At 43.8% G+C, this 13,615-nt stretch carries 7 protein-coding genes; 2 read left to right on the top strand and 5 right to left on the bottom strand.

Features of this window, described 5'->3' with window-relative positions; all coding sequences use genetic code 11:
- Nucleotides 1-4 precede the first annotated feature (4 nt).
- Both HUJ21_RS09300 and HUJ21_RS09295 read right to left on the bottom strand, forming a co-directional pair.
- Nucleotides 5-2,296 carry a PAS domain S-box protein gene (locus HUJ21_RS09300; RefSeq protein WP_291369058.1) on the bottom strand — a complete coding sequence of 764 codons (2,292 nt, stop codon included), beginning with the start codon at nt 2,294-2,296 and terminating at the stop codon, nt 5-7.
- A 38-nt stretch (nt 2,297-2,334) separates the two neighbouring features.
- Nucleotides 2,335-3,267: an SMP-30/gluconolactonase/LRE family protein gene (locus HUJ21_RS09295; protein ID WP_291369056.1), complete on the bottom strand. Its 933-nt coding sequence runs from the start codon at nt 3,265-3,267 to the stop codon at nt 2,335-2,337.
- Between the two features lie 278 nt (nt 3,268-3,545).
- Between HUJ21_RS09295 and HUJ21_RS09290 the strand changes: the two genes are divergently transcribed.
- Together HUJ21_RS09290 and HUJ21_RS09285 are read left to right on the top strand one after the other, a co-directional pair.
- On the top strand, nt 3,546-4,007 hold the full coding sequence (locus HUJ21_RS09290; protein ID WP_166150230.1) for a RidA family protein: 462 nt from the start codon (nt 3,546-3,548) through the stop codon (nt 4,005-4,007).
- 50 nt (nt 4,008-4,057) lie between these two features.
- Entirely contained in the window at nt 4,058-5,140 is a 1,083-nt protein-coding gene (locus tag HUJ21_RS09285) for a bile acid:sodium symporter family protein (RefSeq protein WP_291369054.1), read from the top strand.
- 66 nt (nt 5,141-5,206) lie between these two features.
- Here HUJ21_RS09285 and HUJ21_RS09280 read toward each other — a convergent pair whose 3' ends face one another.
- The 3 genes from HUJ21_RS09280 to HUJ21_RS09270 form a co-directional block, all read right to left on the bottom strand.
- Nucleotides 5,207-8,512 (bottom strand): VCBS repeat-containing protein, encoded by a 3,306-nt coding sequence (locus tag HUJ21_RS09280; RefSeq protein ID WP_291369052.1) that lies wholly within the window; start codon nt 8,510-8,512, stop codon nt 5,207-5,209.
- Between the two features lie 78 nt (nt 8,513-8,590).
- The gene (locus tag HUJ21_RS09275; protein WP_291369050.1) at nt 8,591-10,213 is read right to left on the bottom strand and encodes a SusD/RagB family nutrient-binding outer membrane lipoprotein; all 1,623 of its coding nucleotides are present in this window, start codon (nt 10,211-10,213) and stop codon (nt 8,591-8,593) included.
- A gap of 10 nt (nt 10,214-10,223) precedes the next feature.
- Nucleotides 10,224-13,292 (bottom strand): SusC/RagA family TonB-linked outer membrane protein, encoded by a 3,069-nt coding sequence (locus HUJ21_RS09270; RefSeq protein WP_291369048.1) that lies wholly within the window; start codon nt 13,290-13,292, stop codon nt 10,224-10,226.
- Nucleotides 13,293-13,615 lie beyond the last annotated feature (323 nt).

Raw genomic sequence — 13,615 nt, 5'->3', positions numbered from 1 at the left:
AGAACTAGTTCTCAAAATCATTGGTCAAACCTGTAAGCCTTTTATCACTTATTGTTTTAGGAAAGGTAAAGAAAAAGGTACTTCCTATTCCCTCAGCAGACCTAAACCCTATGGTACCACCAAGGTTTTCAATTATTTTTTTACACATTGCCAACCCGATCCCCGAGCCGGTAAATTTTTGTTTCTCATGTAATCTGGAAAACAATATAAATACCTGGTCATGCAGGCCTTCCGGAATACCTATACCATTATCCTTTACAATAAACATCCAATAATCTTCATTTTCTTCCGCTTGAATATCAACCTCAGGTATGTGACCTTCATTTTGATATTTCAAGGCATTATTGATCAGATTCTGAAATACCTGATGGATAGGGGCAACGGGAATTATCAACCTCGGTAATTTTCCGAGACTGATGCGGGCATTTTTTTGCTGGATCAATTCCTTATGAAGCTGGAGAATATTGGAAACCAGTTCATCAATGGCCACTTCTTTTACCTTTTCTTCTATTCTTCCTGCCCTGGAATAGGTCAGAAGGTCCATGATAATGTTTTTCATGCGACTGGCTCCATCCACCGCAAAATGAATATACTGTTTTCCTTTTTCATCCAGTAAGGCCTGGTATTTTCTCTCTAATAATCCCAAAAATCCGGTGATCATCCGCAAGGGTTCCTGCAAATCATGAGAAGCAATATATGCAAACTGCTCCAGCTCCTGATTGGAACGCTCCAGCTCCAAAGCCTTATCCTGAAGGGCACCATTGAGGCTTTTCAGATTTTCTTCTTTCTGTTTCGTATCGGTCACGTCCCTGGACATGCCAACAAGGCCTACCACTTTTCCATAACTGTCCTTCAAAGGTACCTTATTGGTCAACAACCAAACCTGTCTACCATTGCGATCATGGTAATATTCCTCCACATTCAATATCGGCTCACCATCACTTAGAATCTGCCTGTCATAAGCATCCATCCCCGAGGCAATTTCCTCGGGGAAATAATCGTAAACCGTTTTACCCAGGGTCTCTTCCTCGCTTGTCTTCCCTAAAAGGTTTTCATACTGAAACCTGTTGTTGATAATATACCTTCCTTCGGTATCCTTTACATATATCTGAATAGGTAAATTGTCTATAATGGCCCGCAACAAAGAACGCTCCTTTATCAATGCTTCATCTCCAAGCTTTTTCTCGGTGATATCATAGCCTACCCATATGTACTGATAGGCAAAGTCTTGGTTGTCTTTAAAAGGGATCATTACTGTGTCTACCCAGAATATCCCGCCGTATTTTGTCTTACCCTTAAGTTCTCCACTCCAGATGTTTCCGGAAAAAACCGCATCCCAGCAATCCTGGATCAGGTGCTCCTCACTTTCATCATAAAGCACCTTGAGTGAATGCTGGTCCAGGGCGGATTTATCGAAACCTGAAATTTCCTGAAATTTCAGGTTGACATATTCTACCTTCCTTTCCCTATCCAGGATCATCACCAAACAAGACTCATCCAAAGCAAAACGATAATCAGACAAATCCTTAAGGCTTTCCAGAAGCTGCTCCTCTGCCTCTACTCTATTGGTAATGTCATTGATCAAAACCATAGAACAACTTCTTCCTGCTACTTCTACCAGGTGCCCTGTAATCTCCACCAGCATCAATTCACCCGCTTTGTTTAAATGCCGCCAGACTTTTTGGTGAATATTACCATAAATATCCCCACCTTTGGTGAACTTCTCAATCAGCGGAATGTCTTCTACAGGCCTGATATCCCTGATATTTAAGCTTAAAAATTCTTCCCTACTGTATCCATATTTCAACAAGGCCTGCCGGTTGACATCGATAATATTGAGGCTTCCAAATTCCCAGATGAACATGGGCATGGGATGGTCTTGAAACAGAATCTTGTAGAGGTCACTTCTATCAGAAAAAAGCTCCGGCTGTTGGGTCAGGCCCGAAACATCAAGCGATTCTATTGAACCACAATAGCGCATAGCATCACCATCCTGTACAAGCCTGCCCCTGACTATAACCCGGGAACCCGATAGGAGTTCCAGCACCTCAAGAAAAGCCTGACCGGCATTCAGGAAATTCCCAAGCGCATGTGTGAGCATAGTAGAAAAATCGGGTTTGAATTTATCCTTTAAGGAGGATATTGATACCGGTGCAACCTGAGAAATTTGAAGGATTTCCCTGCCAATGGCACAGCAATTAAAGGACTGATTGGCAGGATCTATTTCCCATGCCCCTACTCCGTTAAGTTTTAATACTTTGGACCAATGCCTGTCTCCTTTTTTTAGATTAACCATGATTTCAGTAAAAAATGAATGAGGGCACTATTCCCAACTTATTTATCAAAAGCTCTTCCTGCTTCTTCTGATCTAAAACGGTCTATGTTGCCATTATCCTGGAGGGTGATATAAGCTGTTTTTCCATCTGCCCCTCCGAAGGCAATGTTGGAAGGTTTTTTCCCGGATACGGCAAATTCTTTCAACAATTCCCCATCAGGGGACAATTTCACTATAGTACCCTTTCCATGCCTTGTGATGAACAGGTTACCTTGCACATCTACACGCATGCCATCCATTCCAAAATCATCAAAAGAATGAATCAGTCGTTTATTGGAAATATCCCCCTTTTCATCGAGGTCGTAAGCCCAGACCTTCCGCTGTACTGATTCATTAACATACAGGGTGCTGTTATCGGGACTAACTTCAATGCCATTCGTGGTACCCATATCAGCTTCCAAAAGTACAAACTGACCATCCAGGCCTACCCTCCAAATCTGTCCTGTACTTTCGGCCCAGTTGGGATCACTGGCAAATAAGATATCATTATCCATTATGGCCAGGTCATTTGGCTGGTTCAGTTCATCATGGTGGGCGTATACGGAAACCTCCCGGGATGCCATGTCTACTTTTAATACATTGTGACCGGTATAATCTGCAATTAGCATCTCTCCCTTGCTGTTGAAACGAATCCCGTTTCCTGTGCTTCCCTCCGGCAGGTTAACAAACAGGCTGGCTTCACCCTCCGGCGTAACCTTACCAATAGTACCTGCCTCACCAAAATTTACCACATAAACATTTCCTTCTTTATCCACCGCCGGTCCTTCAATGCCGGTAGTAAATTCACTATTCCTGGTAAACGGCTCACTTGTATAAAATTCTTCCTGGTCCTTCATATCTACGGAATTGGCTTTTTCGTTTTTCCCGGCACAAGCACCCAACACCAAAAATAAAAGTAGTGCAGTCCAGGGTTTTTCTTTCGTAAGTAACATATTGAATGGCATTAATAAACAAAATTCATCATATCAAATTTAACCAAAAATAGCAGCAATACGCCTTCTGGCATAGAGTGAATTTACACAAAAATAAGAATTAAAAATTTTTTGATATCCAAAAATTTCATTGGTCCGAGTCAGACCATAAATTCCAAGCTATAGATTCTCCGTTTGGACAAGACTTGGGGGCATTGTACCGGAAGTATTTGGAGAAAAAAATTTATTCCCATATATTCAATGGTTTTAATGCTTACCATAAATCGACACCTACAATAATGGAAAAGATGAAAAGAAGAAGTACCATCAAAAAATTATTTGCCAGCCTTGCAGGAATAGCGGGAGTTGGATCGGTAGCCCATGCCAGTACTGATGGGGCACCTGAAAAGGAAGCTTTTAATATTCAGGAGGAGCAGGATGTGCCTCTGTTTTCCGGGGCAACGAAGTTGGGAAATACCGTATACATTGCAGGAAAAGGTGCTCATTTTGAAGGGGACATCAAAGCCCACACCGACCATGTGCTCAAGGAGCTGGAGAAAGAGCTGGTCAAGGCAGGTAGTTCCATGGAGAAAGTACTGAAAGTTAATGTTTACCTGCACGATTTAAGCGATTATAAGGGCATGAATGAGGTATTTAGGGGAAGATTTGGAAGCAAACCACCCGTTCGTACCACTGTAGCTACCTATGGGGGTGTACCAGGTGATTCTCTGGTGGAAATGGACTGCATAGCCTATATATAAACGCCATTTTATTCCGCTTTTAAATCCCGACCCTTTAAACCCATTTGACCTTGAAAAAAGAAAAACTTTTCAAAACCATCATTGGAGCAGGACTATTGTGCCTGCTCCTTGCTTTCATTATGATCATTTCAGGAATGATTGCTGCTGCTGGTCCGATTCTTATCTTGTTTTTTGTATTCCTGGGTATTGGTTTCCGTGGTTTTCAAAAGCTTAAAGGTTTTACCTACACTACCATGATTTTTGCCGGGGTGACAGCAGCCATGTACTACCCGGAATATTTTGTGGAATACAAGGGCTATTCCTATAGCAATCTGATAACTCCACTGATTCAGATCATAATGTTTGGGATGGGTACTTCCATGTCCATAAAGGACTTTGCCGGAGTGGCCAAAATGCCCAGAGGAGTATTTATCGGTTTGCTATCTCAGTTTACCATCATGCCCGTTTTGGGTTTTATCCTTGCCAGCCTGAGCAATTTCCCTGCAGAAATAGCTGCCGGATTGGTACTGATTGGCTGTTCACCAAGTGGGCTGGCTTCAAACGTGATGAGCTACCTGGCAAAAGCCAACCTGGCACTTTCCATTACCATTACCGCAATCTCTACCCTGCTTGCTCCATTTATGACACCGCTTCTGATGAAACTTCTGGCGGGAGAATTTGTGGAAATAGACGTGCTGGACATGATGTGGAGCATTATCAAAATGGTCATTATCCCCATTGGGGCCGGATTGTTATTCAATCGATTTTTAAGCGGTAAAGCCAAGTGGCTGGATGATGCCATGCCTTTGGTGTCTATGATCGGAATCGGCGTCATTATCGTCATCATTACAGCTGCAGGCCGGGACAGTTTACTGGATATCGGAGGTTTGTTGATCATCCTGGTTTTCATCCATAATGTCATGGGCTATAACCTGGGTTTCTGGGTCAGCAAATGGCTTGGACTTTCCGAAAAAGATGCCCGTACCGTGGCCCTGGAAGTAGGCATGCAAAATGGGGGATTGGCCTCAGGCCTGGCCAAGGAAATGGGTAAAATCGCCACCGTAGGCCTGGCCCCAGCTGTTTTTGGACCTTTAATGAACATTACAGGTTCCGTGCTGGCCTCCTATTGGCACAGAAAACCACCAAAAGAATAAACCAAACTCTTCCAAGGTTTAAAACTTTGGAAGAGTTTATTAATTTGAAATACTTAGAATATAAACTTAATCATTTTTGGGAGTAAAGACCCTTATTTTACCATCATTTTGTGCAAATACATAATATTGTTTTCCCTGCACCTGAATTTCTTTTATATCCCTGACTTCTCCGGGAATATGCAGACCGCTGTTGATATGCGGCAATAGCCTCCAGGTTTCAGAATCATCCATCGCATATACAAAACCAGGATTGGCATCCAATCTGCCCGTGCTGACCCTGGTCTTGCTCAGGTTTCCACCTGTAAATAATACAGGATTGGCCTGGCCCGGAACCCTGGCTTTTTCCACGGCATAAAGGGGAGAAAATTGAATCGATTCAGGCAGCAGCTTTTCGGTAAAATTACCCTCGCCGTCATTTTCCAAAAACAAGGATTTCAATCTATAGGCCGCCAAAGTATCTGCTTCGACCATACCCAAGGCTTCCAAAATTTCACTCACATCAGCCTGGGCAAATGAGCGGTAGTCGGGGAATTTCCCTTTCATCATTGGCAATTGTCCTATCATTTCATCCCTGCTGAATGCAAAAGCATTTGTATCCGCCTTATAGTAGGTCAATATGGGATCGTTTCGCCCATTGTTGTCAAAATCCTTGTAAATTACCTGCATGGGTTGTTCATGACTTGCCTGGTAAACCGTATTCTTTCCGTAATTCCCCGCCAGAATATCCACATCCCCATCTCTATCCATATCCTTCACATGCAGGCTCAGCCACCAGCCTTTGGTCCGTTCGGAAAGGTCCTTTTGGGTAAGTTCGAAACGGTCCCCTTCCAGTTTGTAAACCTGAATCCCCATCCATTCTCCGACCAGGACCAATTCTGCTTTACCATCCCCGTCGGTGTCTGCAAAACAGGCATCACTAACCAGACCAGGAGCAAGCAACTCATTGCTGTATTGGGCCGTCACATCCTGGTAATGCCCCTTACCATCATTTAACAACAAATAACTACGTGGAGCTTCCGGATATCTTCCCGGCAAATATCTTCCTCCTACAAATAAATCAGGAAAACCATCCTCATTGATATCAGCCACTGTTACAGCACTTCCGCTGAATAACATTTCCGGAAGCGCATCCTCAGATCGAATTAAATTTCCTTTCCCGTCATTCAGGTACAACCGGTCCTGGTAAGCAGAGTGATATTCAGAAAAGTCAATGCCGCCGCTGACAACATACAGATCAGGGAAACTATCTCCATTGGCATCCAGCCAAACAGCATCCGTATCGGTAGCAAGGCTGTCTTCTTGTAAGGCAATTTGTCTGGATTCTGAAAAATACCCCTTCCTATTCTGAAAAAAAAGTTTGCCTGCCTGATCTTTTCCCCCTCCAATAAACAGATCCTGAAGTCCGTCTCCATCCACATCTGCAATGGCCATTTTCGGACCCATGGAGCCCATGGTATTTGGCATCAGCCTGTCTTGAGTGAAATCCAGAAAATTACTTTCCTGATGAATAAAATCCAGCCCCAGGGCATTATCAACTTCAACTAACCAATTTTCATTTGTCTGCCTGTCAGAGGGTTTTGCTTCAGCTTCCCGCTGGTCCAATAGTATGGTTTGGTTAACTTCAAGATCACGAAGCACCTGGTACCCAGCACCTGGCCACCAGACTTCCAGACTATCGACCCGATTCTGGTTTCCTAAACCAAAAACCAATTCATGGTCTACAGAAGATTGATAACCCCTGACAGGTATCATTTCCTGTAGGAAACTTTGCCCTCCGGCATGAACCACCACCTTACTTCCAATACCGGATGTGTTGTTGCCCATTCCATCAAGTCTGACTTTAAGGTAGGCATGGTCAAAAAGCCTTTCACTATTGTTTCGGTAAATACTTACCGGGTCATTGGTATGACAAACGATCAGGTCCAGGTCTCCATCCCCATCCAAATCTGCGTAAGCGGATGCGTTAGAAACCGTTTCCTTATCCAGCCCCCACTCCTGGGCCTTATTTTTAAAGGTAAGGTCACCCTGATTGTGGTACAGGTAATTTCTGACATAAATAGGTGGCATTTTGTCAATCAATTCGGTCAGTGCCTCCTCCTTGCCGGACTGATTGGATTTGATCCTTTCGCTGACCATATAATTCAAAAAATCCATGTCCAGGTAATTTCTGGCATAGCCATTACTTATAAATACATCTTTCCAACCATCATTGTCAAAATCAGCAGCCAGCACTGCCCAACTCCAATCAGAATGGGCAATACCACTGTAATGGCCCAATTCAATAAAATCTCCCTCCCCCTTATTAAGTTGGAACATGTTGCGCATGGATTGAGCATGAAAACCCTTATTCAAAAGTTCCCTGTATTTGTCATAATTTTCAGGACCAAGTATTGATTTCTGGTTAAAATTGTATTCAGGCATCATGTCCATAGTAAGCAGATCTGGAAGCAAATCATTGTTCAGGTCGGCGGCATCGGCACCCATGGAAAAAAGAGAAACATGTCCCATGTGCTCTCTTACTTCTTCTTCAAATGTTCCATCCTGTTGGTTGAAATACAGGTAATCCTCTTCATTATAATCATTGCTTACATAAATATCCAACCAGCCATCATCATTAAAATCACTTACCGTAACGGCAAGCCCAAATCCAAGAACATTGTCAATAATCCCGCTCTCCCTGGTGACATCCGTGAAGCGGTTCTGATCATTACGGTATAATTTATCCCCCAAAAAAGCTCCGGTTCTCTTTTTATAAGAGCCATCAATTCTGCTGAATCCTGCATATTCCTGGGTGGAGTGGTTCAATAGAAACATATCCAGATCTCCATCATTGTCATAGTCAAAAAAAGAAGCCTGGGTAGAATAACCAGGATCATCCAGGCCAAATTCCGCCGCGGCTTCTTTAAAAGTCAGGTCTCCCTGATTGATGAATAGCAGATTTTTCCGGTTATCGGGGTCATTGGCGGCAGATCGGCAAACATAAATATCCAATAATCCATCCCCATTGACATCTGCCATGGTGGTTCCGGTATTCCACAAGCCTGCTGCCGCAACGCCGGCTTTTTCAGTAATGTCCTCAAATCTAAAATTACCTTTGTTCAGGTACAATTTGCTGGCCATCATGTTTCCCGTAAAGTAAATATCCGGCAAACTGTCATTATTGATGTCTCCTACTGCCAGGCCCCCTCCCTGATAAAAATAACCATAGGTCAGTACATTGAATTCATCCGATTCCCGGACCAGGTTTTTGAATTCCACTCCAGTGGTACCGGAGGACAATTCTGAAAACAAGGCATCCGGGTTTTCCCTTTTGCATGAAAATCCAATCAACAAAAGAAATAGAAATAAGGAAAACCGGGATAGATAGATCATGACTTGGCAATTTGATATAAAACTAAAAAAAGTGCCGCTATTGACGGCACTTTTTTTTAAAAGAAATAAAATGAGATTCTATTCAGGTTTGGCATCCCACCAAAGCTTGGTGCCGTTGGAATTGCCTCCCCTGCTTGTCAACTCAGGTAACTGTTCTGCTGCCGTCACTGCCTCATTGTTGTTGTCGTATTCCCCTTGTACAAATATCAACCTGGGCATTACTTCATCGGCAGGAACATCTTCATTGTCAGAATTCAACCTGGGATAAGGAGTTGGATAATTGGTCCTTCTCAGTTCAGCCCATGCTTCCCAGCCGTCAGGATAAATAGCAACCCACTTTTGGGTACAAATTTGCTCCAGTTGCTGCTCTTTGGTACCTCCAGTCAAAAATGCCACAGGCACATTTGAATTTGGTCCCAAATTCCATTCCGGATTCCCGGGAAATGTTACCGGCTTAGGGGTATTGTCACTATTGATATAAGCCTGTATGGCTGCAGGCTCAGCACCAATTCTGGGCTCAGACATGGACAATTCAATTCCCTTTTCATAAAATTCCTGTGCGGTACCACCCATTGCCCAACCTTCAAGGGCACCTTCAGCCAGTAAAAACTGAACCTCAGCAGCACTTAGCACTCTCCAGGGTTCTCCGGAAGCACTACCTCCTCGTCCTTCATTCAGAAAGATAACGCCCATATCAGAATGTGCATCGTTCCAACCTGTCTGACCCAAATCTTCACGAGAAAGGCCATTTCGTAGGCCCTGATAAGGCTCGCCTTCACCGGTAGTTTGGTAATTTACGGTTTCGCTGAAATAAACGCCGGTACGGGGATCATCATAGCCTACCATTACACTTTCCATCAAAGCACTCATACGGAATTCACCCCAGTTGGTGATGATCCAGTAAGGATTTCTGGACTGAACGGTGGTGTTGATAAAAGCACTGTCATCATTGGACTCCATCACTCCATCAGCCACTGCTTTTTCAGCTTCTGATTTGGAAAGGGCAGGATCAATATACTTGACGCGCATGGCCAACCGCAATCTCAGAGAATTGGCATAGGTCAGCCACTTGTCCGCCGAGCCACCGAAAATCTGGTCATGACCCACAAAGGCAGATCCTCCGGTGTTTTGCTTCAACACAGCCACTGCTTCATCCAATACGGTAAACAGATCCCTGTAAACCTCCTCCTGGGAATCATAGGGTACCGTGGTCTCGCCGTTTCCGAATGAGGAATAAATGATTGGTCCCCAGTAGTCGGAAATCCTATGATAGGCATTCACCTTCCATACTTTGATAAAAGCGTTTTCCAGGGGCAGTTCGTTCTCTTCAGTAAACTCCTCCACAAACTGTATGACAGGAGCTGCTTGTCCATAGAAGTAATTCCATGCGCCATTGGACCAACCTCCAACCTGAATGTGCCGGTCAGAGTCAAAGTTTACCTGGGTGGTCGCAAAGTATTGGGCATACAAATCAGCAAACAAACTTTGGGCGGTCTGAAAGCCTGCTGTGCTACCTCCCGGGGCAAGGTACATGGCTCTGCCCTGGGCATTGGCAAACGCCTGACCCAACAAACCAATATCCAAATTGGATGCTACAATGGCATTGGGCTGGGTATTCAACTCTTCAAAGTTTTCCGTACAAGCACCTAAAGAAAGGCCTGCAAGGGATAAACCCATCGCTATTTTAGATATCTTCATCATTTTAATTTTTTTAAAATCCTAAATTAACATTGAAACCAAAGGATCTTGCCGTTGGAGGCCCGAAGGAATCAAATCCCTGAGCAGCAGCAGAAGTTCCTACCGTTACATCAGGATCGATGTTCTTCGCTTCATTCAGGAAGAAAAACAAGTTCCTGGCCACAAAGTTGATGCTGACGCTATTTAAAGGCAGGCCTTCTAGTTTAGCTGCAGGAATGGTATAACCAATCACTGCCTCTCTTAGCCTCACATTGGTAGCAGAATAGGAGAATACCTCGCCGATTGGCGCATTTCTACCTCCCATATTTACCCAAAATAGTTCTGCAGTGGTCTCGATATCATTGGGAACAAAAGTACCATCTTCTGTTTCCCTTACGGCGGTTTCATGTGCCATGAAATTCTCTCCAAAAACCAGACCGCCATCTCTTCCCTGCAAGGTCTCTTCCGTCATTCCGTCTGCATAAATGATCGCATTGGTCAATGAAGCAATGCTACCTCCCTGACGGAAATCAATGGTGAAATTAGCCCGAAAGTTTTTGTAGTTGAATGAATTTTGGATACCTCCCAGCCAGATAGGATTGTAATTGGCTACGCGAACAGTAAATCCTGGAGTGGTTCTTGGGACCCCATTATCTCCAACGATTACCCTTCCCTGGTCATCTCTAAGATATCCCCTGGAATAAACTTCTCCAAACATTTTGCCTTCCTCAACCCTGAATTGTCTCAGGAAATCACTACCAACAACGATGCTTGGACGTTGGTCATTGATCTCATTGACCATGGATATATTTCGGGCAAAGTTTGCCGTGATATTCCAGTTAAAATTAGCTTTTCGGATCGGAGTGATATTGAGCACAACCTCTATTCCCTCATTCTGCACATCGCCACCATTGGTGAAGAAACTGGAGGCTCCGGAACCTACCGGCAATGCAACTGTAAATAGTTGGTTGAATGAATTGGTTTTGTAATAGGTGAAGTCAACCCCTAGACGATTGTCCAGAAAGCGGAAATCACCACCCAATTCAATCGATTGCGTCGTTTCAGGAAGCAAATTTTCGTTCGGAAGGGTGGTACTCAAGGAAAGATATCCTCCCAATCCTCCCGCTGCAAAGGCAGCTGTTCTCTGGAGCTGATAAGGGCTTGTATCATTACCTACCTCTGCAAAAGATCCCCTTACTTTGGCAAAAGTGAACCATTCTGGAAATTGCACCAGATCAGATACCACGGCGTTCAACCCTACGGAGGGGTAAAAGAAGGACCAATTGTCTTTGGGTAAAGTAGAAGACCAGTCATTTCTGGCAGTAATGTCCAGGAAGATGGCATTTTTCCAAGCCAGTTGGGCAAAGGAATAAAGTGAATTTACATCCTTTGGTGCTCCCACTCCATGAGTTGATACTACCTGTTGGGTGTTTGTCAGTGCAAAGAAATTAGGAACAACCATGTTTTGACCCGTATTGGAATTCAAAGATGAGTTCCTGTTGATCCGGCTGTTACCTCCCGCATTGATATTAAAATACCAATCCTGGCTTAAGGTCTTCTCATAGCTAATCAGGAAGTCCGTATTGATCTCCATGTTTTCAGATTGGCCAATGGAATACCTTCCATTTTGGGCGATGATATAACTGTCGTTGTACAACTTCTCTTCACTGTTACCAAAAGAGCGGTCCAGAGCAGCCCTACCCAGAACGGTCAGACCTTCCGCCAGCTGGTAGCTTAAGGAGGTAAAGGCCACAATCCTATCAGAAGTGTTCTTTCTCAGGTTTCGGTTGATGGTCCAATAAGGATTGGCCCCACCGTTTGATCCCGGATTGAAATAATTCTGACGAAGCAATCCATTCTGATTTATAAATTCAAAATCTGAAATATCCTCAGTTGTGATGTTCCTGGGCAAGCGCATGATATGCCTGTTGGGATTGGAGAAGTTTTCTCCCTGAGCCAATTGGTTATCTATGTCCTGCCGGATATAATTGACTTTAGAGTCAAGTGTCAACTTTTCTGACAATTTATTCGTCAACCTCAGGTTGATACTATGCCTGCCCAAAGCATTGCCTGGTACTACACCTGCAGCATCTGTGTAGGTATAGGAGAAATAGGTTTGATTTCTCTCATTCCCTCCGGTGATGGCCAGGGTGGTCGCCAGATTGTGTCCGGTCTGATAAAAATCATTGATGTTGTCAGGTTGTGGAGCAAATGAATAGGTGTCATTCGGCCTGTTAGGGTCCGGAGACCAATGTGCTACGGAAGAACCATCCATTCTGGGACCCCAGGAGAATTCCGATCCCGGTGCATAGTTGCCGTTACTTCCCTGACCATATACATTTTGAAAATTGGCCAGAATCAGGGGCTGATCAAACATATACGATGTATTCACACTAACCTGAAAACCACCTTCGCGTCCTCTTTTAGTGTTCACCACAATCGCACCATTGTTTGCCCTGCTTCCGTAAAGTGCGGCCGCATTTGGCCCCTTAAGTACGTTGATGCTCTCTATATCATCGGGATTCAGGTTTTCGATTCCATTTGCAGGTACACCATCCACGATATACAAAGGCTGGCTGTCTCCACTGATGGAACGATTGCCTCTCAATACTACGCGAGTGCCTCCACCAACACCACTGCCTGAGCGGTTAATGGACAAACCGGCCACTTTACCGGAAAGCGAGTTCATCACATTAAGCTCTCTGGCTTCAGAAAGCTCCCTTGTGCTCACATCCTGTACAGTGTAGGTAAGGGCTTTTTTCTCCCTTTCCAATCCAAAAGCAGTAACCACTACTTCAGAGAGTGCCTCCAATTCGGAAGAAAGGGTAATATTAATCTCACTGTTGTTGCCAACAACCCTTTCCTGCGAGGCATATCCCAAATAAGAAAATACCAGCACTGATTGCGCATCGGGAACACTAATACTATATTGCCCATCAATATCCGTGATGGTACCTGTATTGGTCCCTTTAATCAAAATACTGACACCCGGTAAGGGAGAATCAGCGTCTTCATCGGTCACGGTGCCCGTAACCGTTCTTTCCTGTGCCATGCCTTGAAAGGCAAATAGAGCCAGGAATAAAATTAGTAAACTTTTTTTCATAAGTAAATCAACAATTTAATGGATTGGATTTTGGAGTTTTTTCCAATGTTTAATTTTAACCATCACTGTCGGAAATCAACAGTACCTTCCGAATTATTCCGGAGCAACCAAATTAAGAATTCGCTTCATTTTGTTTATGAAATCAAACTTTTGAAATACGTTATCAAGTCATTCCTATTCTTAAATAGCCCGTTAGGTTGGTTAGTTTGGGGGATTTTGAGGCTAATATTAGGAATAATTTATTTCCCAAACAACCCTATTATCTTTGAAATAATTTTTTTAGTTCATACCAAACCAAAAAGTAAAAAATAGCAAAACCTTTC

Origin of the sequence: Cyclobacterium sp. (genome assembly GCF_014762705.1) — a bacterium.
Lineage (GTDB): Bacteria > Bacteroidota > Bacteroidia > Cytophagales > Cyclobacteriaceae > Cyclobacterium.
Note: the sequence above shows the minus strand (reverse complement) of the source record. Positions and strands in the feature narration are given on the sequence as shown.

Bases quoted from the DNA above. Each gene is read 5' to 3' on its own strand.
- HUJ21_RS09300 (WP_291369058.1), bottom strand. From the start codon at position 2,296: ATGGTTAATCTAAAAAAAGGAGACAGGCATTGGTCCAAAGTATTAAAA.
- HUJ21_RS09295 (WP_291369056.1), bottom strand. From the start codon at position 3,267: ATGTTACTTACGAAAGAAAAACCCTGGACTGCACTACTTTTATTTTTG.
- HUJ21_RS09290 (WP_166150230.1), top strand. From the start codon at position 3,546: ATGGAAAAGATGAAAAGAAGAAGTACCATCAAAAAATTATTTGCCAGC.
- HUJ21_RS09280 (WP_291369052.1), bottom strand. From the start codon at position 8,512: ATGATCTATCTATCCCGGTTTTCCTTATTTCTATTTCTTTTGTTGATT.
- HUJ21_RS09275 (WP_291369050.1), bottom strand. From the start codon at position 10,213: ATGATGAAGATATCTAAAATAGCGATGGGTTTATCCCTTGCAGGCCTT.
- HUJ21_RS09270 (WP_291369048.1), bottom strand. From the start codon at position 13,292: ATGAAAAAAAGTTTACTAATTTTATTCCTGGCTCTATTTGCCTTTCAA.